This is a genomic window from Klebsiella sp. Q2, assembly GCF_009900705.1.
Lineage (GTDB): Bacteria > Pseudomonadota > Gammaproteobacteria > Enterobacterales > Enterobacteriaceae > Klebsiella > Klebsiella quasipneumoniae.
On sequence record NZ_JAAABE010000001.1, the window covers coordinates 863,491 to 888,977 of the forward strand.

Genomic DNA, 25,487 nt, shown 5'->3' on the forward strand with positions numbered 1-25,487 from the left:
CATGTACTTTTATCAACCTTCGCAGGGCCACGGCCTGCCGCATGACCCGCTGAACGCGATAATCGGGCCTCGCCCGATAGGCTGGATCGCCTCGCAGGACGCCGAGGGCCAGCATAATCTGGCGCCATACAGCTTTTTTAACTGCTTTAACTATCGCCCGCCGATCATTGGTTTCGCCAGCAGCGGCTGGAAAGACAGCGTGCGAAATATCGTCGAAACGAAGGAGTTCGTGTGGAACCTGGCGACGCGCCCGCTGGCCGAAGCGATGAACGAAACCTCCGCCTCGATCCCGCACCATGAGGATGAATTCGTGCGCGCCGGGCTCACCGCCGCCGCCAGCCGCCTGGTCAAGGCCCCCCGGGTGGCGGAGAGCCCGGTGAACTTTGAGTGCCGCCTGTCGCAATGTATTCAGCTCGCCACCGCCGACGGCAATCTTGTCGATACATGGCTGGTGCTCGGCGAAGTGGTCGCCGTGCATATCGATGAATCACTGCTGGATAACGGCATCTATCAAACCGCCCGCGCTCAGCCGATCCTGCGCGCCGGAGGTCCGAGCGCCTATTACAGTATTGATGACAGCCTGCGTTTTGACATGATCCGCCCGGACGCCCGCTAAATAATTTACCGGCCAGAGTATCGCTACCCTGCGCCGGTAGCATGCAAAACGCCTTGTTTTTGCATAAAAAATTCCCTGCTGCGCGGTCTGGAAAGGCCTACACTTAAGCTATGTCCCATGCTGTTTATGAGGATATGCTGATGAAAATCACCTCGCTGCTGTTTGCCGCTGCGCTTGCCGCTCAGGCCAATGCGGCCTCTTCCCTGCCGCTGACACCTGAACTGCCCTATGACGGGCCACTGCGCCCTGTCGGCACCGTCTCCGCCTCCGGCGCCCCTACCCTTGACGACCTGGTTGCTGCCCTCGCGGATAAGGCCCACCGCCGTGGGGCGATAGCCTGGCGGGTCAATGCCGCCAGCAGCGGTAACCGGCTGTACGGTTCAGCTATAATTTATCAATAACCTTTTACAGGAGGCAGACGATGGCATCAGGTTGGGCAGGCGACGGCGCCGTTCAGGATCAGATCGACAGCACCATTGACGATGCGGTGGCTCGCGCCCGCCGCGAGCTTCCACGCGGCGAAAGCAACAAATTTTGTGATGAATGCGGAGAACCGATTCCGGAGGCTCGCCGACAGGCTATTCCTGGCGTCAGATACTGCGTGAAGTGCCAACAGGAGAAAGATTTACATAACAATACATTTTCAGGATATAATCGCCGTGGTTCCAAGGATAGCCAGCTACGCTGACTTTCCTTTACCGTTCATGACAGCTTTTCGCATTATCTTTTCGCGCACACTTTTTGGCGATAAATGTCGCAATATGTGCCCTTAAGCGTGCCGGTCTCCCTCGCTCCGCCATCAGACGAAAAGAATCAGAAATAATTTATTAATAATCAGTAAATTATTAGTCATTCAAAAAAATCGATGAAGACTGTGAATTTCCTTCGATTTTATCTCCCGCAAAAAAGCGTGATACTTATCACATCGACGGAACATCGTCCCCTGAACAGAACAACCTGCGAGAGATTAACTATGAAAAACATCAAATATGCTGCCGCTGCCATCGCACTGACCGCCCTTTCCTTCGGCGCCTTTGCCGCCGAGCCGGTTACCCCCGCTCAGGCTGAAAGCATGAATAAGATCGGTGTGGTGTCTGCGCAAGGCGCAACCACGTTAGATGGTCTGGAAGCGAAACTGGCTGCTAAAGCCGAAGCCGCTGGCGCAACCGGCTATAGCATCACTTCCGCTAACACCAACAACAAACTGAGCGGTACCGCGGTTATCTATAAATAATCGCAACTCAACCCTGTAAGCCACTGAATTAACCCTGAAAAGACCTTTAATACCCTTGCCTTGCCCGTCCGAGCCACCGGACGGGCTTTTTTTTATCCTGCCGATCCGCTCACCAGCAGTCGTTGACGCGGCTGAGACCCTGCTCCAGGGTTGAGACCTCGCCGCAGGCCAGCAGACAGCAGGCGAGCTGGATCTTCAGCGAGTGGGGTACCGGTTCGACGCCGGCGACGCAGCGCTCGATCCAGCGCGCGGTCACTTCGGGATCTTTCGAGGCCGGCAGAATAACTTCCGCCGCCGCCTCGGTCTGGCGGTCGCACAGCACCCGCACGCCCTGGTCATCAATCAGGCTGATCTGCGGGCAGCGCTGCGGGTTGGCGTACACTTCGCCTTCGGTACCGTGCATCAGCAGCGCGCGGCCACCGGTCTCGCGAAAGAAGCCCGCCACCCGGGGAACATATTCCGGATGCGACACGCTGGAGAGGCGTAGCGCCTCCCCTTCGCCAAACGGCGTGGCCAGTTTGGCCAGCGTATGGGCGCTGTTGCGTACGCCCATCCGCCAGCGCATCGCCAGCTGTTTCTCCAGCGGCGGGCAGAAGGCGCCCACCGGGATATACACCGGTTCATGCCCCTCCAGCTGCGCCTGCGCCTGACCGGCATGCCGGGTAGCCGGAATGTCCAGCAGGGTAAAAATGGTCTCGGTCAGCACCCGGGTCGGATCGTGACTGACGCCGTGAACCACGACCGGAAACCCCAGCTTATGCAGGAGCATCGCCAGCAGCGGCGTCAGGTTCGCCTGCTTGCGCGCGCCATTGTAGCTGGGGATAACGATCGGCATCGGCTTGCCTGCCGGCGGGGTCAGGCGCAGCGTATGCTGCTGCATCGCGGCGTAAAAGCCTTTCATCTCCGCTTCGCCTTCGCCTTTGATGCGCAGGGCGATTAATATTCCTCCCAGCTCCAGCTCCGGCACCTCGCCGTTCAGCATCCGCGCGTAGAGCGCACGGGCGGTCTCTTCATCCAGGTCGCGGGCATGATTCTTACCGCGGCCCACCTCTTTTATAATTTTGCTGTACTCCATGGCTCCCCCTGGTGCAACGCGCCGTCGTCAGCGACGTTTGCGGCCTGTCTGTTTTGCTGTCTGTTTTGCTTTCCGTTTTACTATAACCTCCGGAACGCCCGGCTGCTCAATGGGAAAAACAGGTAACGCGTTCAGTAGACGCGCGCCGTAGTTTTTGGTCAACAGACGCTTATCGTAAATCACCACCTCTCCCCAGCAGTGATGGCTACGGATCAAACGCCCCACCTGCTGAATAAGATTAAAGGAGGCGCTGGGCAAACTCTGTACCTCGAAGGGATAACGATTGAGGCTTTTCAGCCATTCGCCTTCGGTGATCACTACCGGGCTGTCGATGGGCGGAAAGGCGATTTTATGGATATGTACCTGGCTTAACAGATCGCCTTTTAAATCGAGACCTTCGGCAAAGGACTGCAGGCCCACCAGCACGCTGCGCTCGCCGCTTTCCACCCGTTTGCGATGCAGCTCCACCAGCCGGTAGCGCGGCTGGTCGCCCTGCACCAGCAGCATCAGACGCAGGTCGGTCACATGCTCCAGGAAGCGATTCATCGCTCGCCCACTGGCAAACAGCACCAGCATCCCGAGATGCTTCTTGCTCTCCACCTGCTGGCGAAAATAGGCCGCCATCTCGGCAATGTGCTGCTCTTCGTTATCTATCAACGGTTCATAGCGCATTTGAGGAATAATAATTTTCCCCTGCTCCACGTGGTTGAACGGCGAATCCAGCGCCACGAAGCGGTCACCCGCTTTTTCCTTCAGGCCGCTCATCTCCTGCAGGCGCGAGAAGCTGTTAAGAGAGCGCAGCGTCGCTGACGTCACCACGATATGCGGCACGCTGCGCCACAGCAGCCGCTCAAGCTGATCGCTGACGCGGATGCCGACGCAGTGGAACCAGACGTGGATCTGGCCGTCTCGCACTACCCGCGTCGCCCATTTGGTCACCGGCGCGCCAGAGGACTGCGCCAGCGACGCCAGACGCCACAGCTTGCTTTGGCTTTCAAACATGCCGAGGGCGCGGTTCATCTGCAGCAGCACCCGATGCAGACGCACCACGTCATGGCTGCCGGTCTTTTCGCTGAGATCGTTAAGAAACAGCTCCGCCAGCCCGCGCAGCGTCTCGGTGAGCTTCGCCAGCCGCTGGCAGATCTCCATCACCTCCTGCGGCAGTTCGCCCATCGGGAAGCGATGCTCCGCTTCCTGGCCGGCGGGCATGTAGAGATTGAGAATATTATTCAACGACGCAATCAGCTCGAACAGCTCTTCGCAATGGCCGGCGAGCCGCTCCGGATTGGCCAGCGGCGGCGTGGTTTTCGGGCGGAACTGCTCCATGCAGGTAGCCACCAGCTTGCAAAACAGATCCAGCTGCAGGCGAAACCAGGGGGCGGTGATCTCGGCGCTCATCTCCAACGCGTCGCGGGCGACGTCCGGCAGATGATGGCCTTCATCAAGGACCAGCAGCAGGTTTTTCGGCTCCGGCAGCACCGCCTCGCTCTCCATCGCCGCCATCACCAGCGCATGGTTGGCTACCACCACTTCCGCCTCCTGAATTTCCCGCCGCGCCACAAAGAACGGACACTCGCGATAATAGTGGCAGTTGCGGTTCAGGCAGCTGGCCTTATCGGTGCTCAGCCGGCTCCATAGTCCATCGTCGATGGCTTTGTCGGTATGGTCGCGCAGGCCGTCCCAGCGATAGCTGTCAAGGTCCTGCTTCAGCGTCGCGCACAGTTTCTGCTCCGCCTGGTTGTTCGGGGTGAGATCGTCGTCGAGGAAAGCCAGCAGATCCTGCTGCGTCGGCTCGGTGCTGGCCAGCGCCGCCAGGTTGCGCGGGCAGACGTAGCGTCCGCGACCAAAGGCGGCGGTGAAGCGCAGGTCGGGGATAATCTTGCGCAGCAGCGGCAGGTCTTTACTGTAGATTTGATCCTGCAGGGCGACGTTGGCGGTGCTGACCACCAGCGTTTTTTGTTCCTCACGGGCGATGGCAATGCCAGGGATAAGGTATGACAGCGTTTTACCGACGCCGGTCGGCGCTTCGATAGCCAGATGCCTGCCCTCATCCCCGGCGAGGGTTTTCGCCACATCAGCGATCATCTGCCGCTGCGGGGGGCGGGGAATAAAGTCCGGGATCTGTTCCTGAAGCGCCTTATACCAGGCGGCGATTTGCGCTTTCAGCGCAGCGGTCAAAGCCATGAGAAAACCTGAATACTGTATAAACAGCCACTATTGTGCCATTTTTACCCGTCCGGAGGTATTGCTTTCTGCTGTGTGTGGAAGCGTGCTCGACAAATAGTGTAATGGAAAGAAAAAGGCCCGCCGCCGCGTAGCGGACAGACGGGCCTGAGCCGTGCTTAACCGCGTTATCGCGGCCCGGGCATCAGCCTGTTATTCGCCAGCCGGCTTACGCGGGCGACGGCGGCGCGGCGGTTTGCCGTCCTGAGTGCGCGCTTTCGGCGCCTCGCCGTCCTGACGACGCGGGGCGCTGCTCTGGCTGCGCGGCTGTCCACTGCGCCCCTGCCCCTGGCCGCCGCGTCCCTGCCCCTGACCACGACCGCCGCCGCGCTGCTGGCGACCGTTCTGGATAGGTTCGGCTTTAATCGACGGGTCCGGCTCATAGCCGGCAATCGCGATGCGCGGAATCTCTTTTTTCAGCAGGCGCTCGATATCGCGCAGCAGCTTGTGCTCATCGACGCACACCAGCGACAAGGCTTCGCCGGTGGCCGCCGCGCGACCGGTACGCCCAATACGGTGGACATAATCTTCCGGCACGTTCGGCAGCTCGTAGTTCACCACGTGCGGCAGCTCTTCGATATCCAGTCCGCGGGCGGCGATATCGGTCGCCACCAGCACGCGAATGCCGCCGGATTTAAAGTCGGCCAGCGCGCGGGTACGCGCCCCCTGGCTCTTGTTGCCATGGATCGCCGCGCTGCGGATGCCGTCTTTGTTGAGCTGCTCCGCGAGGTGGTTGGCGCCATGCTTGGTGCGGGTAAAGACCAGCACCTGCTGCCAGTTGCCTTCGCCGATAAGCTGCGACAGCAGTTCGCGCTTGCGGTTCTTATCAACAAAATGGACGTGCTGGGTGATCTGCTCGGAGGCGGTGTTGCGACGCGCCACTTCCACTTCCAGTGGGTTGTGCAGCAGTTTCTCCGCCAGGCCTTTGATCTCGTCGGAGAAGGTCGCCGAGAACAGCAAGTTCTGCCGACGCGGCGGCAGTTTCGCCAGTACGCGGCGGATGTCATGGATAAAGCCCATATCCAGCATGCGGTCCGCTTCATCCAGTACGAGGATTTCCACTTTATCGAGGCTGACGGCGTTCTGATGTTCGAGGTCCAGCAGACGGCCCGGGGTGGCGACGAGGATATCGACGCCGCCGCGCAGCTTCATCATCTGCGGGTTGATACTCACGCCGCCGAACACCACCAGCGAGCGAATATTCAGATATTTGCTGTAATCCCGCACGTTCTCGCCCACCTGCGCCGCCAGCTCGCGGGTCGGGGTCAGGATCAGCGCGCGCACCGGACGACGGCCCTTCGCGTGCGGCTCGTTCTGGATCAGGCGCTGCAGCAGCGGCAGAGTAAAGCCCGCCGTTTTACCGGTGCCGGTCTGGGCGCTGGCCATCAGGTCGCGGCCCTGCAGTACCGCCGGGATCGCCTGCTGCTGGATAGGGGTCGGCTCAACGTAGCCCTGCTCAGCGACAGCGCGCAGGATATCGGGATTCAGGCCAAGGGAATCAAAAGACATAACAACTCCGAACCGCCCCGGCCCGGTGAAGGGCGTAGTTTTCAGGGAGATTATTGCGATAAGAGATGGCAAAAACCACAATGCCATGAAGGGGCGCAGTCTAGCAGATTTTGTGACAGGCCGCATAAAATCTGTAAAAGAATGCCGCGCCTGGCTGGCGGGAGGAAGAAGGCCGCTGAGAGCGCTCAGCGGCCAGGCGCGTCGCCGCAGCGCGGTTAACGCAGACGATACTTAATCTTTTCGACGATCTTCGCGGTGGAGATGCCGTAGCGATCGTGGAGGGTCGGCAGCGCGCCGGCCAACAGAAACGCGTCAGGCAGACCAACGGTATCCATCTCGCAGCGAACCCCCTTGCGCATCAGCAGGGCGGCCACCGCCTCCCCTAACCCGCCGACAGCGGTGTGGTTTTCGGCGGTGACCACCAGCCGACCCGGCTTCGACGCCTGTTCAATAATCGCTTTTTCATCCAGCGGTTTGATGGTCGGCACGTGCAGGACCGCCACGCTGATATTATCGGCCCGCAGCTTTTCAACCGCCTCCAGGGCGCGCATGGTCATCAGCCCGGAGGAGATAATCAGCACGTCGTTGCCGTCCTCAAGCAGCTTCGCTTTGCCCAGTTCGAACTGATAGTCGTATTTATCCAGCACCAGCGGCACCTTCCCGCGCAGCAGACGCATATACACCGGACCCTGGTGATCGGCAATGGCCGGTACCGCCTGCTCAATCTCCAGCGCATCGCAGGGATCGACGATGACCATGCCTGGGATACCGCGCATGATCGCCAGATCTTCGGTGGCCTGATGGCTGGGGCCATAGCCGGTCGTCAGGCCCGGCAGCGCCGCGCAGATCTTGACGTTCAGATGTTCTTCAGCGATCACCTGATGAATAAAATCATAGGCGCGACGGGTCGCAAAGGCGGCATAGGTGGTGGCGAAGGGAATAAATCCCTCCTTCGCCATGCCTCCCGCCGCCGCCATCAGCAGCTGCTCCGCCATTCCCATCTGGAAAAAACGATCCGGGAAGGCCTGGGCGAAAATATGCAGGTCAGTATATTTTGACAGGTCCGCGGTCATACCGACGATTTCAGGGCGCTGCGCCGCCAGTTTCGACAGCGCGACGCCGAAGGGCGCAGAGACGGTCGCCTGGCCTTCATCGGCAATCGAAGCAATCATCGCCGACGTTTTTAAACGGGGTTTACTCTGGCTCATTACAGCACTCCTTCCGGTTTGTTAGCGTCCAGCACCGCAATCGCTTTTTGCCATTCGTCGGCATCGACGCGAATAAAATGGTTCTTATCGCGGGTTTCGAGGAACGGCACCCCTTTGCCCATCAGCGTGTCGCATAAAATGACCCGCGGCTGGTTGCCGGAATAACTTTTCGCGTTGTCAAAGGCGGCCATCACCGCCGGCAGATCGTTACCGTCTACGCGCTGTACGTACCACCCGAAGGCGGCCCATTTATCCTGCAGCGGCTCAAAGCCGAGGATCTTGCGTGAATCGCCGTCGGCCTGCTGTTTGTTGACGTCGACAAGGTTAATCAGGTTGCTCAGGCCATAGTGAGCCGCCGACATCGCCGCTTCCCAGGTCGAACCTTCGTCCAGCTCCCCATCGGACATCGAGTTGTAGACCCAGGCCGTGCTCTGTTTCTGCCGCAGGCCGAGCGCCATGCCGACGGCGATAGACAGTCCCTGCCCCAGCGAGCCGCCGGACATCTCCATCCCCGGGGTGTAGGTCGCCATGCCGGACATCGGCAGGCGGCTGTCGTCGGAGCCGTAGGTTTCCAGTTCCGCTTCCGGAATAATGCCCGCCTCCAGCAGCGCGGCATAATAAGCGATAGCGTAATGGCCATGAGAAAGCAGGAAGCGATCGCGCCCCTCCCACTCAGGATCTTCCGGGCGATAGGTCATGGCGTGGCTGAAGGCGGTAGCCAGCACATCGGCATATCCCAGCGCCTGGCCAATATAGCCCTGCCCCTGCACTTCACCCATTTGCAGGGCGTAGCGGCGGATACGCCACGCCGCCGCAGCGACTTTTTGTGATTCGGTGATCTTCATCTCTGTGCCTCGCTTAGTGAATTAACATGCCGCCGTTAACGTCCAGGGTGATACCGGTGGAGTAGGAAGAGAGGTCGCTGCCGAGGAACAGCGCGGCGCGGGCGATGTCCACCGCGTCGCCGAGGCGGTTCATCGGAATGCCGGCAAGAATATTGGCCGTCATCTCGTCCGTCAGCTTGCCGGCGGTGATGTCGGTCTGAATCAGCCCTGGGGTAATGCAGTTAACGCGGACGTTATCCGGGCCAAGTTCGCGCGCCATCGCTCGCGCCAGGCCGAGCACGCCGGCTTTTGCCGCGCTATAGTGCGGACCGCCGAAGATACCGCCGCCGCGCTGGGCGGAAACGGACGAGATGCAGACGATGCTGCCGGATTTTTGCGCCCTCATCGTGGGGATCACCGCCTGCGACATCAGCAGCGTGCCGCGCAGGCTGACATCGAGCACCGCGTCATAGTTGGCGCGCTTGATATCCATCAGCTTCAGCGGCTGGGTGATCCCGGCGTTATTGACCAGCACATCGACCCGGCCGTATTTCGCCAAAATTTGTTCGATGGCCGCCTGCACCTGCACTTCGTCGGCGACGTTCGCCGCCAGGCCGAGATGGCCTTCGCCCAGTGCCGCCGCGGCGGTTTTACTGGCTTCGCCATTGAGGTCGATAATGACCACTTTCGCGCCGTTTTCGGCGAATAATTTCGCAGTCGCAAACCCCAAACCGCGTGCGGAGGCCGCGCCAGTAATAATGGCGACTTTATCTTTTAATAACATAGTTTCACTCCATGACATTACGTCATATTAATTAACAGGATCTATTTTCGTTATTGTGGCTCATCGAGGAAAAGAATCACCACCAAACCCAATGCGGCGCAGATACCAAAATAGGTAAATACAGAATTAAAGCTCCCCGTCTTATCCAGTAAGAAACCGGCCACCATCGGCGCTACAAATCCGCCGAGGTTACCGCCGCTATTTATAATAGAAGAGGCAATGGGATAAGTTTTCGTATCCGAAACCGCCATACCGTAGGCGGTAAAAGCCGGCCAGCCGATATTCAAACAGAAACCGACAAAGAATAAACCAATACAGACCGCCAGGGTGCTTGCCGGTATATTTAGCATAATTAACATCATGACTACGGTTGATACCGCTGTGAATATCATGGTGGGTTTGCGCCGGCGGCCTAATAATTTATCCGAAATCCATCCGCCGCCAATCGCGCCAATAAAGCCGCCAATGCACGGCATACTGGCTACGAAGCCCATACTCATCACATCGAAACCGCGCTCTTTCACTAAATACAGCGGAATCCAGGTTAATAACCCATATAACACGCTGACCATCATAAAATAGGCCAGGCAGTCTCCGAGAATATTTTTTGAGGTAAATAAGCCCTTCGCCGTATCCACAGGCGCCATTTTTTTCACCCGGATAATTTTATCCAGCCAGGTGAAGCGATCGGCGATTAATATATTTTCGCGTACACCGTCGTTATGATGGCTGTCGCGCCCGGCGTTAATCTCTGCCAGTTCGCTTTGAGATACAAATCCGCTCTCCGCGGGCTTTGACTTGACCAACAGGTACCACGCTATCGCCGCCACGATCCCGGGAATGGCAAAGGAGAAAAAGACCCACCGCCAGCCCCAGGTCACCGCAATCCACACCGCCAGCGGCGGCACGATAATCGGCGCAAACATGGTCGCCGCGATGTAAACGCCGGTTGCTGTGGCTTTCTCTTTCGGCGGAAACCAGTTATTTATCGTCGACGCCAGCCCCACCGGGCAGGGACCTTCGCTCAGCCCCAAGCCCAGCCGCACCAGCTTCAGACCAAACACGGAGCTCACCGTGCCCATCAGCCAGGTAAAAGCGGAAAAGCCGAAAATGGATAGCGAAACCAGCCCCCGGGTGCCGCGTCTGGCGATGAAAAAGCCGGCCGGGATCTGGCTGACCGCATAGCCGAGGAAAAACATACTGGCAATCGCTCCGGCCTCAAAATTATTGATATGAAATTCATCAATGATAAACGGCAGTACCGCGCCGATATTCGTTCTGTCGGCGTAATTGATGGCATACACCAGGAAAATCATCGTCAAAACCACAAAACGATATTTTGTTTTCCTGGCATCAGTACAGACCAGCGTATCTATACGTGACATAGGGTTTCCTCATCTTATACCTCATCCACTTCGCCGTAGGTTGCCGTCTGGGTCGCCGCGTTTCACGCGCCCCGGCGCAACAAGAGAGACATGTCTTTTTGCACAGCGAAACAGGTGGTTAGGTGTTTTATTATTACGATCCAAGCGCATCGCAGTTTGTGATCAGGCCTGTGAGGGGAATATAACAACCCAAAAATGAAAAGGTATTCAAAAAAGCTCAATTATGATTGAGAAAAATTGAGTTAGTGACTCCCCGCAAATTTTTAATGTTTACTGAGAGGCGTGCTTTTAACGAGATAAATTGTTAAGCCCATCACAAATTAAAATGGTTTTTTCGCTTTTCTCTGGGCTGTTCATCACGGCTGCGCCACGCTGTTCGCCATTTTCTTTTATTCGCGCCCCGCGCAGGATGCCGCCATGAGTCAACCACTGCCCAATAAAAATCTGCCGATGCCCTCTTTACGCAATATCCAGGCTTTTATTGAAGTCGCCGCGACCGGCAGCCTCAACCTGGCGGCAGAGAATCTCAACATTACCGCCTCGGCGGTCAGCCATCAGATAGCCAGTCTGGAGCACTTGCTGGGAAAAAAACTGTTCTCCCGCAGCAGCAAAGGCGTGATGTTAACCGCGGTGGGAGAAAAATATCTCAAAGAGGTCTCCGGAGCGCTGAATATGATTGGCCAGGCCACCAGCCAGGTGATTAACGATATTCATCAGGATTATTTACGCATTCACTCGGCGCCGAGCTTCGGCCTGCTGTGGCTAATGCCGCGGCTGGATAAATTCCGTCAGGCGTGGCCGGAGTTAAAAATCAGCCTCACCTGCTCTTACGAAAGCATCCAGTTTTCCCGGGATAATATTGATATCGATATTCGCCACGGGCTGTCGCAGTGGCCGACGCTGCTGGTCAGAACCATTAAAAATGAGTGCGTCCTGCCCTACAGCGCCGCCTCTTATTTAACCCGCCATGCGGTTCACGCCCCGGAAGATCTGCTGGCCTGCGATCTGATCCATTCCGACAGCACCTTAATTAACTGGAGCAACTGGCTGTCGTGGCACAAGGTCCGCGGCTGGCACAAAAACTTTATCTTTAATTTCGACCGGTCGTACATGAGCATCGAGGCGGCCCGGATGGGGATGGGGGTGATCCTGGAAAGCAATCTGCTGGCCGGCGGCCATGTGCGCCAGGGACAGCTGACGCCGGTGTTTGCCGACGAGCGGAGCATGCCAGTCGGCGCGCACCACTTCGTCCTTCCCCACGCTAATGAACAGAAGGAGAAGGTCCAGCGCTTCTTCGCCTGGGTCGCCGGTGAGCTAGAGGAAGACGGCTTTCATATTTAGCCTTGGCGGGTGGACAAAGCGCCAGTCGACGCCTAAAGTTAATCAATCGATTGATTAATTTTTAAGAGCGCGATGACCAGTAAAGGCGAACAGGCAAAAAGTCAGCTTATCGCGGCCGCTATCGCCCAGTTTGGCGAGTACGGCCAGCACGCCACCACCCGCGACATCGCCGCCCAGGCCGGGCAGAATATCGCCGCTATCACCTACTATTTTGGCTCGAAAGACGACCTGTATCTCGCCTGCGGCCAGTGGATCGCCGATTTTATCGGTGACAATTTTCGCCCGCACGCCGAAGCGGCGGAGGCCCTGCTCGCCGGAGAGTCGCCGGATCGCCAGGCGATCCGCGCCCTTATCCTCAGCGCCTGCCATAACATGATCCTGCTGCTGACCCAGGAGGATACGGTCAACTTGAGCAAATTTATTTCCCGGGAACAGCTGGCGCCCACCGCCGCGTACCATCTGATCCACCAGCAGGTGATCGCCCCCCTGCACCACTATCTCACCCGGCTAATCGCCGCCTGGACTGGCCGCGATGCCGGTGATACGCAAATGATCCTTCATACCCACGCCCTGCTGGGCGAGGTGCTCGCTTTCCGTCTCGGGCGTGAAACTATCCTGCTGCGCACCGGCTGGACGCAGTTTGACGCGCAAAAAACCGAACAGATTTTTGAGGTCATTACCTGTCATATCGATTTCATCCTGCATGGGTTATCGCAAAGGAGTTTGGGCTGATGAAAAAACCCGTCGTCGTCATTCTGCTGATCGTGATTCTTCTCGCCGCGCTGGGCGGCGGCTGGTGGTGGTACCAGAGCAGCCGGCAGCAGCCGCTGACCCTGTATGGCAATGTCGATATCCGCACCGTCAATATGAGCTTCCGCGTCGGCGGCAGGCTGGCCTCGCTGACCGTCGACGAAGGCGACAGCATCCGCGCCGGGCAAACCCTCGGCGCGCTTGACCGAGCTCCCTATGAAAACGCCCTGCTGCAGGCGCAGGCCAACGTCTCCACCGCCCAGGCGCAGTATGACCTGATGATGGCCGGCTACCGCTCGGAAGAGATTGCCCAGGCCGTGGCGGCGGTAAATCAGGCGCAGGCCGCTTACGACTACGCGCAAAACTTTTATCAGCGCCAGCTGGGTTTACGCGCCAGCAGCGCCATTTCCGCCAACGATCTGGAGAACGCCCGCTCCTCGCGCGACCAGGCGCAGGCAACGCTGAAGTCAGCGCAGGATAAACTGCGTCAATACCGCGCCGGCAACCGTCCGCAGGAGATAGCCCAGGCCAAAGCCAGCCTCGAACAGGCGCAGGCGGCGCTGGCGCAGGCCAAACTGGACCTGCACGATACGGTGCTGACCGCCCCTTCCGACGGCACGCTGATGACCCGCGCCGTCGAGCCCGGCACCATGCTCAACGCCGGCAGCACGGTGCTGACGCTGTCATTAACCCATCCGGTATGGGTCCGGGCCTACGTTGATGAGACAAACCTCGGCCAGGCGCAGCCGGGACAAGAGGTGCTGCTCTATACCGACAGCCGGCCGGATAAGCCCTATCACGGCAAAATCGGCTTTGTCTCGCCAAGCGCTGAATTCACGCCGAAGACCGTTGAAACGCCGGATCTGCGTACCGACCTCGTTTATCGTCTGCGTATTGTGGTGACCGATGCCGACGGCGCCCTGCGCCAGGGGATGCCGGTGACCGTCTCCTTTAACCACGGGAACGGACATGAGTGAGGCCGTCATCGCCTTAAACGGCCTGAGCCGCCGTTTCTCCGGGATGGACAGGCCAGCGGTGGCGCCGCTGACCTGTACGATCCGCGCCGGCTACGTCACCGGGCTGGTAGGCCCCGACGGCGCAGGGAAAACCACCCTGATGCGGATGCTCGCCGGGTTGCTCAAGCCTGATGAGGGCAGCGCCAGGGTGATCGGCTTTGATCCGCTAAAAGACGACAGCGCTCTGCACGCGGTGCTCGGCTATATGCCGCAGAAGTTCGGCCTGTATGAAGATCTGACGGTGATGGAAAACCTGACCCTGTACGCCGACCTGCGCAGCGTCACCGGCGAGGCACGGAAGAAAATTTTCGACCGCCTGCTGGATTTTACCGCCCTTGGCCCGTTCACCGAACGGCTGGCGGGCAAGCTCTCCGGCGGTATGAAGCAAAAACTGGGGCTCGCCTGTACCCTTGTGGGTGACCCGAAGGTGCTGCTGCTGGATGAACCCGGCGTCGGCGTCGACCCGATCTCCCGCCGCGAGCTATGGCAGATGGTGCACGAGCTGGCCGGCGACGGCATGTTGATCCTGTGGAGCACCTCTTATCTCGATGAAGCCGAGCAGTGTCGCGATGTGCTGCTGATGAACGAAGGCAAATTGCTTTATCAAGGAGAGCCGACGGCCCTGACGCAAACCATGGCCGGGCGCAGCTTTCTGGTCTCCAGCCCGCAGGAGAACAACCGCCGCCTGCTGCAGCGGGCGCTGAAGCTGCCGCAGGTTAGCGACGGCGTGATTCAGGGCAAATCGGTGCGTCTGATCCTGAAAAAGGAGGCCCGCATCGATGATGTTCAGGAACATGACGATATGCCGCCGCTGCAGGTGGCCGACACCGCGCCGCGCTTTGAAGACGCCTTTATCGACCTGCTCGGCGGCGCCGGCACCGCCGAATCGCCGCTGGGGGCGATTATCCATCGCGTTGACGGCAGTAAAGACGAAACGGTGATTGAGGCGCAGTCGCTGACGAAAAAATTTGGCGATTTCGCCGCCACCGACCACGTCGATTTCCAGGTCAAGCGCGGCGAGATCTTCGGCCTGCTCGGCCCCAACGGCGCCGGTAAATCCACCACCTTCAAAATGATGTGCGGCCTGCTGGTGCCCACCTCCGGCAAAGCGCTGGTGCTGGGGATGGATCTTAAGGTCAGCTCCGGCAAGGCGCGTCAGCATCTGGGCTATATGGCGCAAAAATTTTCGCTGTACGGCAACCTCAGCGTCGAGCAGAACCTGCGCTTTTTCTCCGGCGTCTACGGCCTGCGCGGTCGGGCGCAAAATGACAAAATCGCCCGCATGAGCGATGCCTTCGGTCTGAACAGCATTGCCCGCCACGCCGCCGACGAGCTGCCGCTCGGCTATAAGCAGCGGCTGGCGTTGGCCTGCTCGCTGATGCATGAGCCAGACATTCTGTTTCTCGACGAACCCACCTCCGGGGTCGATCCCCTCACTCGTCGCGAATTCTGGTTGCATATCAACAGCATGGTGGATAAAGGGGTGACGGTGATGGTCACCACTCACTTTATGGATGAGGCGGAGTATTGCGACCGCATTGGGCTGGTCTATCACGGCAAGCTTATCGCCAGCGGCACCCCGGACGCGCTGAAGGCCCAGGCGGCGGATGACAACCAGACGGACCCGACCATGGAGCAGGCGTTTATTACCCTGATTAACCGTTGGGATAAGGAGAATGGCCATGAGCAGTAACCTTCTCTCCTGGCGACGGGTCCGCGCCCTGTGCGTGAAAGAGACCCGGCAGATCGTCCGCGATCCCAGCAGCTGGCTGATTGCGGTGGTGATCCCGCTATTGCTGCTGTTTATCTTCGGCTACGGCATTAACCTCGACTCCAGCAAGCTGCGGGTGGGGGTTCTGCTGGAGCAGCAGAGCGAAGAGGCGCTGGATTTCGTCCATACCATGACCGGCTCACCCTACATCGACGCCACCGTCAGCGATAATCGCCAGCAGTTAATTCAGCTGATGCAGGCCGGTCGCATCCGCGCCATGGTGGTCATTCCGGTGGACTTCGACCGCCAGATGGCCCGCCCCGGCGCCAGCGCGCCGCTCCAGCTCATCACCGACGGCAGCGAGCCCAATACCGCTAACTTCGCCCAGGGCTACGTGGAGGGGATCTGGCAGATCTGGCAGCAGCAGCGGGCGGAAGATCGCGGCGAGACCTTTGAACCGCTGATCGACGTGCAGATGCGCTACTGGTTTAACCCGGCGGCTATCAGCCAGCACTTTATTATCCCCGGGGCGATCACCATTATCATGACCGTAGTCGGCGCGATACTGACCTCGCTGGTGGTGGCGCGGGAATGGGAGCGCGGCACCATGGAGGCGCTACTGTCGACGGAGATCACCCGCGCCGAACTGCTGCTGTGCAAGCTCATTCCCTACTACTTCCTCGGCATGCTGGCGATGCTGCTGTGTATGCTGGTGTCAGTATTTATTCTCGGCGTGCCCTATCGCGGTTCGCTGCCGATCCTGTTTGTCATCACCAGTCTGTTTTTGCTCAGCACCCTGGGGATGGGGCTGCTTATCTCAACCATTACCCGCAACCAGTTTAACGCCGCGCAGGTGGCGCTGAACGCCGCGTTTTTACCGTCGATTATGCTGTCCGGGTTTATTTTCCAGATAGATAGTATGCCGGCGGTGATCCGCGCCGTGACCTACGTGATCCCGGCGCGATATTTCGTCAACACCCTGCAAAGCCTGTTTCTGGCGGGCAATATTCCAGTGGTACTGCTGGTGAATGTGCTGTTTTTGATTGCTTCGGCGGTGATGTTTATCGGTCTGACATGGTTGAAAACCAAGCGGCGTCTGGATTAGGTTTTGCCCGATGGCGCTGCGCTGACCGGGCCTACGGTTTAACCAACATCGATTATACGGTTCGCCGATCCTCCCAGGCCGGGCAAACGCAGTGCCGCCCGGCGTTGTTGAATGGGCCAAAGGAGCTATTATGTTTCACCGTTTATGGACATTGATCCGCAAAGAGCTGCAGTCGCTGCTGCGCGAACCGCAGACGCGGGCGATTTTAATCATGCCGGTGCTGATTCAGGTGCTGCTGTTTCCCTTTGCCGCGACGCTGGAGGTGACCAACGCCACCATCGCCATCTATAACGAGGACAGCGGTCGCCACGCGGTGGAACTCACTCAGCGCTTCGCCCGCGCCAAAGCCTTTACCCACGTCCTGCTGCTGAAAAGCCCGCAGGCGATCCAGCCGACCATCGATGAACAAAAAGCCCTGCTGGTGGTGCGCTTCCCGGCGGATTTCTCACGCAACCTCGACAACTATCAAACCGCCCCGCTGCAGCTCCTGCTCGACGGGCGCAACTCCAACAGCGCGCAAATCGCCGCCAACTATCTGCAGCAGGTCGTGAAAAATTACCAGCAGGAACTGCTGGAGGACAAAGCGAAGCCGAACAATAGCGAACTGGTGGTGCGCAACTGGTATAACCCGAATCTCGACTACAAATGGTTCGTGGTGCCGTCGCTCATCGCCATGATCACCACCATCGGGGTGATGATCGTCACCTCGCTGTCGGTGGCCCGCGAGCGCGAGCAGGGCACCCTCGATCAGCTGCTGGTCTCGCCCCTCGCCACCTGGCAAATCTTTGTCGGTAAAGCGGTACCGGCGCTGATCGTCGCCACCCTGCAGGCGACTATCGTGCTGGCGATTGGTATCTGGGCCTATCAGATCCCGTTTGCCGGCTCGCTGCTGCTGTTCTATTTCACCATGGTGATTTACGGTCTGTCGCTGGTGGGATTTGGCTTATTGATCTCATCGCTATGTTCAACGCAACAGCAGGCGTTTATTGGCGTGTTCGTCTTTATGATGCCGGCGATTCTTCTCTCCGGCTATGTTTCACCGGTGGAAAACATGCCGCAGTGGCTGCAGGATCTGACGTGGATAAACCCGATCCGCCACTTTACCGATATCACCAAGCAAATTTATCTGAAGGATGCGAGTCTGGAGATTGTGTGGGGAAGTTTGTGGCCGCTACTGGTCATAGCGGCCACCACCGGCTCAGCGGCGTATGCGATGTTCCGAAGAAAGATTGCGTAATTTTTTATCTTTCGCCAGCAGCGAGACCACCGCCGGGCCTGCCAGTATCACCAGCCCGGCGAGAGCCAGCAGCAGGTTGTTGTGCAGTACGCGCGACAGCAGCCACAGCGCTATCATGGCGGCGCCGAAGTACCAGGTGGTGGTGAGCTCCTCAAGGAAGTCTCCCACATCGCGCCAGCGCGCCTCATGGTGACGCTGCAGAAACAGCATCGCCAGCAGCGTGACGCTGTAGAGGACGCACAGCCCTAATCCGACGCGCACCAGCGCGCCGCTCATCCATCCCATCACCAGCACTGCCACGACCAGTAGATGCAACATAATCTGCCAGCAACTAAGACCTGTTGCGACGCGTACACGTTGTTGCCACTTCATGGCTTCTCTCCTGAAGGATTTTTCTCTGCTACTCAGAGTACCGCACTTTACGGAAAATTCCGTATCACCGCATCTTTTTGTGACGTCTACTACACTATTTTATTCAGGAAAGTGACATTTACTGGAGAATTATGGCTGAGCCAACGTCGGGATTTTCGTTGAACGTGCTGACAATTAACACCCATAAAGGCTTTACGGCGTTTAATCGGCGTTTTATTTTGCCCGAGCTGCGCGAAGCCGTTCGCAGCGTCAGCGCTGACATAGTTTGCCTGCAGGAAGTGATGGGCGCTCACGAAGTTCACCCGCTGCATATCGAAAACTGGCCAGATAAGACCCATTACGAATTTCTTGCCGACACCATGTGGAGCGACTACGCCTACGGGCGCAACGCGGTCTATCCGGAAGGTCACCACGGGAATGCCGTGCTGTCGCGCTTTCCGATTGAATACTATGAAAATCGCGATATCTCGGTCGGCAACGGGGAGAAACGCGGCCTGCTGTACTGCCGCATCGTACCGCCGCAGAGCGGCGTTACGATTCACGTCATTTGCGTCCATCTCGGACTGCGTGCCGACCAGCGGCAGGCGCAGCTGGCGATGCTGGCGGAGTGGGTCAATACCCTACCCGCCGGCGAGCCGGTGGTGGTGGCCGGAGATTTTAACGACTGGCGTCAGCAGGCTAACCAGCCGTTAAAGGTCCAGGCAGGGCTGGAAGAGATCTTTACCCGCGCCCGCGGACGGCCGGCGCGCACCTTTCCGGTCAGTTTTCCGCTGCTGCGCCTCGATCGCATTTACGTCAAGAACGCCCACGCCAGCCGCCCGAAGGCGCTGGCCCTCAAACAGTGGCGGCATCTGTCCGATCATGCACCCCTTAGCGTGGAGATTCATTTGTGAAATGTCGTTGGCAGGAAGGCAACCGCATTACGCTACTGGAGAACGGCGACCAGTATTACCCGGCGCTGTTTGCGGCCATCGGTCGCGCCAGCCGGCGGGTGATCCTCGAATCCTTTATCTGGTTTGAAGATGAGGTCGGCTGGCGGCTGCACGCGGTTCTGCTGAAGGCAGCCCGCCGCGGCATCCAGGTGGAAGTGCTGCTTGACGGCTACGGCTCGCCGGATCTTAGCGATGAGTTTGTCGGTGAACTGACCGCCGCGGGGGTGATTTTCCGCTATTACGACCCGCGCCCTAAGCTGATGGGAATGCGTACCAACCTGTTCCGTCGCATGCACCGTAAAATCGTGGTGATCGACGACACCACCGCCTTTGTCGGCGGCATCAACTACTCCGCCGAACATATGAGCGACTATGGCCCGGAGGCCAAACAGGATTACACGGTGCAGGTCGAAGGGCCGGTGGTGCTCGATATTCTGCAGTTCGAACTGGAGAATCTGCCCAACAGCGAAACCGCCCGCCGCTGGTGGCGCCGTCGTCGCCATCAGCCGGAGATCAACCAGACCCCCGGCGAGGCGCAGGCGCTGTTCGTCTGGCGCGATAACCAGGATCACCGCGACGATATCGAACGCCACTACCTGAAGATGCTGACCAGCGCCCGCCGGGAGGTGATAATCGCGAACGCCTATTTTTTCCCCGGCTACCGTCTGTTGCATGCGATGCGCAATGCCGCGCGGCGCGGGGTGCGGGTGAAGCTGATCGTCCAGGGCGAACCGGATATTCCGATTGTGAAGTTCGGCGCCCACCTGCTCTACCACTACCTCGTCAAAGGCGGCGTGCAGATCTACGAATATCGCCGCCGTCCGCTGCATGGCAAAGTCGCCCTCGCGGACGACCACTGGGCCACCGTCGGGTCGAGCAACCTCGATCCGCTCAGCCTGTCGTTGAATCTGGAAGCCAATCTGATCATCCACGACCGGGTGTTTAACCAGACGCTGCGCGATAATCTTAACGGGCTTATCGCCCGGGATTGTCAGCGGATCGATAAAACGATGCTGCCGAAACGCAACTGGTGGCGGCTGGGGGTGAGCGTGATGGCCTTCCACTTTCTGCGCCACTTTCCGGCGTGGGTCGGCTGGCTGCCGGCCCATACTCCGCGGCTGGCCAGGGTCAGCCCGCCGGTGCAGCCGGAGATTGAAACTCAGGATCGCGTCGAGTCACCTACCAGGGATAATCCACTATGAGCAAATCGCACCCTCGCTGGCGGATGGCAAAAAGAGTGCTGACCGTACTCTTTTTTATCGCCGTGATCGTCCTGCTGGTGATTTACGCGCAGAAGGTCGACTGGCAGGAAGTATGGAAGGTGATCCGCGGCTATGATCGGCTGGCCTTGTTCAGCGCCATTGCGCTGGTCATCGTCAGCTATCTGATCTACGGCTGCTACGATCTGCTTGGCCGGGCCTATTGCGGGCATAAGCTGGCGAAACGCCAGGTGATGCTGGTGTCGTTTATCTGCTATGCCTTCAACCTGACCCTCAGCACCTGGGTCGGCGGCATCGGCATGCGCTACCGGTTGTACTCGCGGCTGGGGCTCAACGGCGGCACCATCACCCGTATTTTTTCATTAAGCATCACCACCAACTGGCTGGGCTATATCCTGCTCGGTGGGGTGATATTTACAGCGGATCTGGTGAAGCTGCCGCCGCACTGGTACATCAGTCAGACCACTCTGCGCATTATCGGCGGAGTGATGCTGTTTCTCACGCTGTGCTATCTGTTTGGCTGCGCCTTCGCCAAACGCCGTCACCTGACGATCAAAGGTCAGCGGCTGGTGCTGCCCTCCTGGCGATTCGCGCTGCTGCAGATGGGGGTCTCGGCGGCGAACTGGATGGCGATGGGGGCGATCATCTGGCTGCTGTTGGGCAGCGAGATTAACTATTTCCTTGTATTGGGGGTACTGCTGGTGAGCAGTATCGCCGGGGTGATTATCCACATTCCGGCCGGGATTGGCGTGCTGGAGGCGGTGTTCATCGCCATGCTCTCCGGGGAAGAGATTTCGAAGGGAGCGATCATCGCCGCTCTCCTCGCCTGGCGCGCGCTCTATTATTTCCTGCCGCTGCTGCTGGCGACGGTGGCCTATTTGCTGCTGGAGAGTCGGGCGAAAAAGTTGCGGCAAAAGAACCAGCGCAAGCTGGCCCGCGAATGAAATCGCCCGGCGGCGCTGCGCTTGCGCGGACCTACTGGGTCTGAGCCTGTGAAAGGATCCTGTAGGCCGGATAAGGCGCAGCCGCCATCCGGCAAGAATACAGGTACCCTGCCTGATATCTTGCCCGGCGGCGCTGCGCTTGCGCGGGCCTACGGGGTGTGAGCCTGTGAGAGGATCCTCCAGGCCGGATAAGGCGCAGCCGCCATCCGGCGAAATCACGGGTACCGTGCCTGACGTCTCGCCCGGCGGCGCTGCGCTTGCCGGGCGATCGGGGATGCAACCCTTTGATATAAACAGGTTAGCGGCGGTTGCCCATAATACGCAGCAGCATCAGGAACAGGTTGATGAAATCCAGATACAGCGTTAAGGCGCCGAGGATCGAGTATTTACGCAGATTGGCGCTGTCGCGGGTATCAATCTGCTCGCCGATGTTTTTCAGCTTCTGGGTATCGTAGGCGGTCAGGCCGACAAACAGCACCACCCCGATGTAGGTCACGGCCCACATCAGCGCCTCGCTCTTCAGCCACAGGTTAACCAGCGACGCCAACACGATGCCAATCAGCCCCATAAACAGCATGCTGCCGAAGCCGCTCAGGTCGCGCTTGGTGGTGTATCCGTACAGACTCATCGCCCCGAACATCCCGCCGGTGACCACAAAGGTGCTGGCGATGGAGGAGTAGGTGTAGGCGATAAAAATGCTCGACAGCGTCAACCCGGTGAGCGCCGAATAGAGCATAAACAGGGTGGTCGCCATCCCGGGGCTCAGCCGGTGCACCATCCCCGACAGCACAAACACCAGCGCCAGCTGGGCGATGATCAGCCCGAAAAAGGTGATTTTGCTCGAAAAGACGAACATCATCACCGCCGGGGTATTCGCCGCAAACCACGCGATAAACGCCGTCAGCAGCAGGCCGACCGTCATCCAGCCGTACACCTGCGCCATATAAGTCTGCAGGCCGCTGCGGCCCTGCACTATTGAATCGGAACGCGGATATCTGTCCATGACTCTCTCCTGATTAACAAAGTTTCACTCTGTAAGCGTATCACACTACCAGCGCTCTGCCGCCTGACGATCGCTGTCGCGGGCATCGACCCAGCGCTCGCCCTCCGGTGTCGCCTCGCGTTTCCAGAACGGCGCGCGGGTTTTCAGGTAGTCCATCATAAACTCGCCGGCGGCGAAGGCGCTGCCGCGGTGGGCGCTGGTGACGCCGACAAACACAATCTCTTCCCCCGGCCACATTTCGCCGATGCGATGGATAATGGTCACCCGGCCCAGCGGCCAGCGCTCGCGCGCCTGGTCGACAATCTCCGCCAGCGATTTCTCGGTCATCCCCGGATAGTGCTCAAGAGTCAGCGCTTTCACGCTGTCGCCGAGGTTGTGATTGCGCACTTTGCCGGTGAAGGTAACCACCGCGCCGTCTTCATCGCGTTCGGCCAGCCAGAGATACTCCTCGCCAACGCTAAAGCGCGCCGGGCTAACGACGATACGAGTTTGCGTCATGTCAGCCCCCGGTGACCGGTGGGAAGAACGCCACTTCATCCCCGCTGGCGACAGGATGGTCAAAGGCGGTCAGCGTCTGGTTAACCGCCGCCAGCAGCTTGCCCTCCTCCAGGGCCAGCGCCCAGCGATCGCCGCGAGCGGCAAGCTGCTGACGCACAGCCTCAACGGTGGCCAGCTCGCTGGCGTCGAGAGTCAGCGAATCAGTCCCCACCAGCTCGCGCACCTGGGCAAAAAACAGAACCTTAATCATGGCGTTCGTCCACCTTAAAATCGCCGGACTTGCCGCCGCTTTTCGCCAGCAGGCGCACCGGGCCAATCACCATATCCTTCTGCACCGCCTTGCACATATCGTAAATGGTCAGCGCGGCAACCGAGGCGGCGGTAAGGGCTTCCATCTCGACGCCGGTTTTGCCGGTCAGGCGGCAGAGCGATTCGATGCGCACCCGGTTATGTTCCGGCTGCGCCTGCAAATTGACTTCCACTTTGCTGAGCATCAGCGGATGGCACAGCGGGATCAGCTCCCAGGTGCGCTTGGCCGCCTGGATCCCGGCGATCCTCGCCGTGGCGAAAACGTCGCCTTTATGATGGCTGCCGTCGATAATCATCGCCAGGGTTGTCGCCTGCATCTCGACATAAGCCTCGGCGCGCGCTTCGCGTACCGTTTCCGCTTTGCCGGAGACATCCACCATATGGGCTTCGCCCGCGGCGTTAATATGGGTCAGTTGTGACATACATTATTTCTTCAGGTGAGGAATAAAATTACAAGGACGGGTGCGGGCATCCAGCTGCGGGGCAATGATGTTGTCCCACGCCGTGCGGCAGGCTTTCGTCGAGCCCGGCATAGCGAAGATCAGCGTGTGGTTGGCGACGCCGGCCACGGCCCGGGACTGCAGCGTCGAGGTGCCGATCTCTTCGAACGACAGCATGCGGAACACTTCGCCAAAACCTTCCACCTCACGGTCAAACAGCGGCAGCAGCGCTTCCGGCGCCTGGTCCCCTTCGGTGAACCCGGTCCCGCCGGTGATCAGCACCACCTGTACCTCATCGCTGGCGATCCACACCGATACCTGGGCGCGGATGGCGTAGCGGTTCTCTTTGACTATCGCCTTATCGACGACATGGTGCCCCGCCTCCTGCGCCGCCTCACGCAGCCAGTGGCCGGAAGTGTCGTCCGCTTCGCCGCGACGACTGGAAACGGTAAGAATAGCAATACGGGTCGGAATAAACTCAGCGCTAGCCTGGCTCATCTGAATGCTCCTTTCGAAAACGATTATCCGCCAATATAGGACAGGTTCTGCGTAATACCGGTGTTGCCCTGATGCAGGAAATGGGTCTGCTTTTTATGGGTTAAGGCTTCGGCGATCCGCGCTTCCAGCGCGGCCTGCTGCCGATCATCGGCCATCAGGTCGCGCAGGTCGACGCCGCCTTCGCCAAACAGGCACAGGTGCAATTTGCCGACGGAGGAGACGCGCAGACGGTTGCAGGTGGTGCAGAAGTCTTTTTCGTACGGCATGATGAGGCCGATCTCGCCGGCGTAGTCCGGATGACAAAAGACCTGCGCCGGACCATCGCTGCGCTGGCGGATCTGGTGGATCCAGCCACGACGCAGCAGCTCGTCGCGCAACACCATGCCGGAGAGATGGTGACGGCGGAACAGGTCGCTGCCCTCGCCGGTTTCCATCAGCTCAATAAAACGCAGCTGAATACGACGCGGCTGGATCCAGGCGAGGAAGGTATCAAGCTGGTGATGATTAACATCGCGCATCAGTACGGTATTCACCTTCACCTTGTCAAAGCCCGCGGCGAAGGCGGCGTCAATCCCGTCCATCACCTGGTGGAATTTATCCTGGCCGGTGATGGCATGGAACTGGCGGGCGTCGAGGCTATCGACGCTGACGTTGATCGCCGTCAGCCCGGCATCGCGCCAGCGTTCGACATCGCGCGCCAGGCGATAACCGTTAGTGGTGACGGCAATCTGACGGATCGCCGGGTTTTCACGCACGGCGGCGATGATCTCGGTGAAGTCACGGCGCAGGGAGGGTTCCCCACCGGTGAGGCGAACTTTTTCAGTGCCCAGCGCGGAGAAAGCGCGCGTGACCCGGCGCACTTCGTCTACGCTAAGAAAGCCGTTGTTATTGACGGCGCCGGGCTTGTAGCCATCCGGCAGGCAGTAGGTGCAACGGAAATTGCACACATCGGTAATCGACAGACGCAGGTAATAAAACTTACGCGCGAATGCATCGGTAAGCTGTGAGGCCATATACACCTTTCCAAATACGGGAGACGCGGTCATTTCTTCCCACGCCCTGGCGACAACCGGCGGCGTCGCGGCCAAACCGCCATATCTTTTGACACAGGCGAAGAGGCTAGAGTGTTAACAGGTTATGCCGATAGTAGCGCGTTCCAGACGGTTTCGCCATTTGCGATTTCGCTATATATTCTTGTATATATCGCTACCTTCGTGCATTTTCGCTACAGAATAGCCATAAATCATCTTTTT

At 59.0% G+C, this 25,487-nt stretch carries 28 protein-coding genes and 1 riboswitch; of the genes, 13 read left to right on the plus strand and 15 right to left on the minus strand.

Going from position 1 to position 25,487, the window contains the following annotated elements; all coding sequences use genetic code 11:
* Position 1 precedes the first annotated feature (1 nt).
* From GT756_RS04270 to ybiJ, 4 genes are all read left to right on the plus strand, one after another.
* Positions 2-616 (plus strand): flavin reductase family protein, encoded by a 615-nt coding sequence (locus tag GT756_RS04270; RefSeq protein WP_004886190.1) that lies wholly within the window; start codon positions 2-4, stop codon positions 614-616.
* 140 nt (positions 617-756) lie between these two features.
* Positions 757-1,017: a DUF1471 domain-containing protein gene (locus GT756_RS04275; RefSeq protein WP_025999233.1), complete on the plus strand. Its 261-nt coding sequence runs from the start codon at positions 757-759 to the stop codon at positions 1,015-1,017.
* 20 nt (positions 1,018-1,037) lie between these two features.
* Positions 1,038-1,304, plus strand: coding sequence for a DksA/TraR family C4-type zinc finger protein (locus GT756_RS04280; RefSeq protein WP_002895824.1), 267 nt, complete (start codon positions 1,038-1,040; stop codon positions 1,302-1,304).
* Positions 1,305-1,589: 285 nt separating this feature from the next.
* Positions 1,590-1,850, plus strand: a complete 261-nt coding sequence (ybiJ, locus tag GT756_RS04285) for a DUF1471 family protein YbiJ (protein ID WP_004176772.1) — start codon at positions 1,590-1,592, stop codon at positions 1,848-1,850.
* Between the two features lie 109 nt (positions 1,851-1,959).
* On the opposite strand, the gene ybiB is transcribed toward ybiJ, so the two are convergent.
* The 8 genes from ybiB to GT756_RS25755 form a co-directional block, all read right to left on the minus strand.
* The gene (ybiB, locus tag GT756_RS04290) at positions 1,960-2,925 is read right to left on the minus strand and encodes a DNA-binding protein YbiB (protein ID WP_004886183.1); all 966 of its coding nucleotides are present in this window, start codon (positions 2,923-2,925) and stop codon (positions 1,960-1,962) included.
* A gap of 27 nt (positions 2,926-2,952) precedes the next feature.
* The gene (dinG, locus tag GT756_RS04295) at positions 2,953-5,109 is read right to left on the minus strand and encodes an ATP-dependent DNA helicase DinG (protein ID WP_064189342.1); all 2,157 of its coding nucleotides are present in this window, start codon (positions 5,107-5,109) and stop codon (positions 2,953-2,955) included.
* Positions 5,110-5,301: 192 nt separating this feature from the next.
* Positions 5,302-6,657 carry an ATP-dependent RNA helicase RhlE gene (rhlE, locus tag GT756_RS04300; protein ID WP_004886179.1) on the minus strand — a complete coding sequence of 452 codons (1,356 nt, stop codon included), beginning with the start codon at positions 6,655-6,657 and terminating at the stop codon, positions 5,302-5,304.
* A 215-nt stretch (positions 6,658-6,872) separates the two neighbouring features.
* Entirely contained in the window at positions 6,873-7,865 is a 993-nt protein-coding gene (locus tag GT756_RS04305; RefSeq protein ID WP_017900160.1) for a transketolase family protein, read from the minus strand.
* Positions 7,865-8,710 carry a transketolase gene (locus GT756_RS04310; RefSeq protein WP_049092359.1) on the minus strand — a complete coding sequence of 282 codons (846 nt, stop codon included), beginning with the start codon at positions 8,708-8,710 and terminating at the stop codon, positions 7,865-7,867. The genes GT756_RS04305 and GT756_RS04310 overlap by 1 nt, the downstream gene beginning before the upstream one ends.
* Before the next feature lie 13 nt (positions 8,711-8,723).
* Positions 8,724-9,473, minus strand: coding sequence for an SDR family NAD(P)-dependent oxidoreductase (locus GT756_RS04315; RefSeq protein WP_017900162.1), 750 nt, complete (start codon positions 9,471-9,473; stop codon positions 8,724-8,726).
* A gap of 50 nt (positions 9,474-9,523) precedes the next feature.
* On the minus strand, positions 9,524-10,858 hold the full coding sequence (locus GT756_RS04320) for an MFS transporter (protein ID WP_004886173.1): 1,335 nt from the start codon (positions 10,856-10,858) through the stop codon (positions 9,524-9,526).
* A 288-nt stretch (positions 10,859-11,146) separates the two neighbouring features.
* Positions 11,147-11,284 carry a hypothetical protein gene (locus tag GT756_RS25755; RefSeq protein WP_174562420.1) on the minus strand — a complete coding sequence of 46 codons (138 nt, stop codon included), beginning with the start codon at positions 11,282-11,284 and terminating at the stop codon, positions 11,147-11,149.
* Between GT756_RS25755 and GT756_RS04325 the strand changes: the two genes are divergently transcribed.
* The 6 genes from GT756_RS04325 to GT756_RS04350 all read left to right on the plus strand — a co-directional run bounded on the left by GT756_RS04325 (position 11,276) and on the right by GT756_RS04350 (position 18,018).
* Entirely contained in the window at positions 11,276-12,199 is a 924-nt protein-coding gene (locus tag GT756_RS04325) for a LysR substrate-binding domain-containing protein (RefSeq protein WP_023320018.1), read from the plus strand. The two genes, GT756_RS25755 and GT756_RS04325, sit on opposite strands and share 9 nt — an antisense overlap.
* Before the next feature lie 57 nt (positions 12,200-12,256).
* Complete coding sequence (gene cecR / locus GT756_RS04330) at positions 12,257-12,931, plus strand: transcriptional regulator CecR (RefSeq protein WP_085956527.1); 675 nt, start codon at positions 12,257-12,259, stop codon at positions 12,929-12,931.
* Positions 12,931-13,926, plus strand: coding sequence for a secretion protein HlyD (gene hlyD / locus GT756_RS04335; RefSeq protein WP_049092361.1), 996 nt, complete (start codon positions 12,931-12,933; stop codon positions 13,924-13,926). Before cecR ends, hlyD begins: the two co-directional genes overlap by 1 nt.
* Positions 13,919-15,658 (plus strand): ATP-binding cassette domain-containing protein, encoded by a 1,740-nt coding sequence (locus GT756_RS04340; RefSeq protein ID WP_160124567.1) that lies wholly within the window; start codon positions 13,919-13,921, stop codon positions 15,656-15,658. The genes hlyD and GT756_RS04340 overlap by 8 nt, the downstream gene beginning before the upstream one ends.
* Positions 15,648-16,781 (plus strand): ABC transporter permease, encoded by a 1,134-nt coding sequence (locus tag GT756_RS04345; protein WP_004886164.1) that lies wholly within the window; start codon positions 15,648-15,650, stop codon positions 16,779-16,781. Before GT756_RS04340 ends, GT756_RS04345 begins: the two co-directional genes overlap by 11 nt.
* Positions 16,782-16,911: 130 nt before the next feature.
* Entirely contained in the window at positions 16,912-18,018 is a 1,107-nt protein-coding gene (locus GT756_RS04350) for an ABC transporter permease (protein ID WP_004886162.1), read from the plus strand.
* On the opposite strand, the gene GT756_RS04355 is transcribed toward GT756_RS04350, so the two are convergent.
* A complete protein-coding gene (locus tag GT756_RS04355; protein ID WP_012542390.1) occupies positions 17,980-18,390 on the minus strand; it encodes a YbhQ family protein in 411 nt (136 codons plus the stop codon). The genes GT756_RS04350 and GT756_RS04355 overlap by 39 nt on opposite strands.
* A gap of 131 nt (positions 18,391-18,521) precedes the next feature.
* Between GT756_RS04355 and GT756_RS04360 the strand changes: the two genes are divergently transcribed.
* The 3 genes from GT756_RS04360 to GT756_RS04370 are packed head-to-tail and all read left to right on the plus strand — an operon-like array spanning position 18,522 to position 21,486.
* The gene (locus GT756_RS04360) at positions 18,522-19,283 is read left to right on the plus strand and encodes an endonuclease/exonuclease/phosphatase family protein (RefSeq protein ID WP_017900168.1); all 762 of its coding nucleotides are present in this window, start codon (positions 18,522-18,524) and stop codon (positions 19,281-19,283) included.
* Positions 19,280-20,524 (plus strand): cardiolipin synthase ClsB, encoded by a 1,245-nt coding sequence (gene clsB / locus GT756_RS04365; RefSeq protein WP_004886156.1) that lies wholly within the window; start codon positions 19,280-19,282, stop codon positions 20,522-20,524. Before GT756_RS04360 ends, clsB begins: the two co-directional genes overlap by 4 nt.
* The gene (locus tag GT756_RS04370; RefSeq protein ID WP_017900169.1) at positions 20,521-21,486 is read left to right on the plus strand and encodes a YbhN family protein; all 966 of its coding nucleotides are present in this window, start codon (positions 20,521-20,523) and stop codon (positions 21,484-21,486) included. The genes clsB and GT756_RS04370 overlap by 4 nt, the downstream gene beginning before the upstream one ends.
* Positions 21,487-21,784: 298 nt before the next feature.
* On the opposite strand, the gene GT756_RS04375 is transcribed toward GT756_RS04370, so the two are convergent.
* The 6 genes from GT756_RS04375 to moaA form a co-directional block, all read right to left on the minus strand.
* Entirely contained in the window at positions 21,785-22,489 is a 705-nt protein-coding gene (locus GT756_RS04375; RefSeq protein WP_004886153.1) for a Bax inhibitor-1/YccA family protein, read from the minus strand.
* A 45-nt stretch (positions 22,490-22,534) separates the two neighbouring features.
* Positions 22,535-22,987, minus strand: coding sequence for a molybdopterin synthase catalytic subunit MoaE (gene moaE, locus GT756_RS04380; RefSeq protein WP_004886150.1), 453 nt, complete (start codon positions 22,985-22,987; stop codon positions 22,535-22,537).
* 1 nt (position 22,988) lies between these two features.
* Positions 22,989-23,237, minus strand: coding sequence for a molybdopterin synthase sulfur carrier subunit (moaD, locus tag GT756_RS04385; RefSeq protein ID WP_004886145.1), 249 nt, complete (start codon positions 23,235-23,237; stop codon positions 22,989-22,991).
* Positions 23,230-23,718, minus strand: a complete 489-nt coding sequence (gene moaC, locus GT756_RS04390) for a cyclic pyranopterin monophosphate synthase MoaC (RefSeq protein ID WP_004886142.1) — start codon at positions 23,716-23,718, stop codon at positions 23,230-23,232. The genes moaD and moaC overlap by 8 nt, the downstream gene beginning before the upstream one ends.
* Positions 23,719-23,721: 3 nt before the next feature.
* Positions 23,722-24,234: a molybdenum cofactor biosynthesis protein B gene (gene moaB, locus GT756_RS04395; protein ID WP_004886139.1), complete on the minus strand. Its 513-nt coding sequence runs from the start codon at positions 24,232-24,234 to the stop codon at positions 23,722-23,724.
* A 23-nt stretch (positions 24,235-24,257) separates the two neighbouring features.
* Entirely contained in the window at positions 24,258-25,247 is a 990-nt protein-coding gene (moaA, locus tag GT756_RS04400; RefSeq protein ID WP_004886137.1) for a GTP 3',8-cyclase MoaA, read from the minus strand.
* Positions 25,235-25,373: riboswitch (molybdenum cofactor riboswitch) on the minus strand. Its footprint overlaps the gene before it by 13 nt.
* Positions 25,374-25,487: the final 114 nt, after the last annotated feature.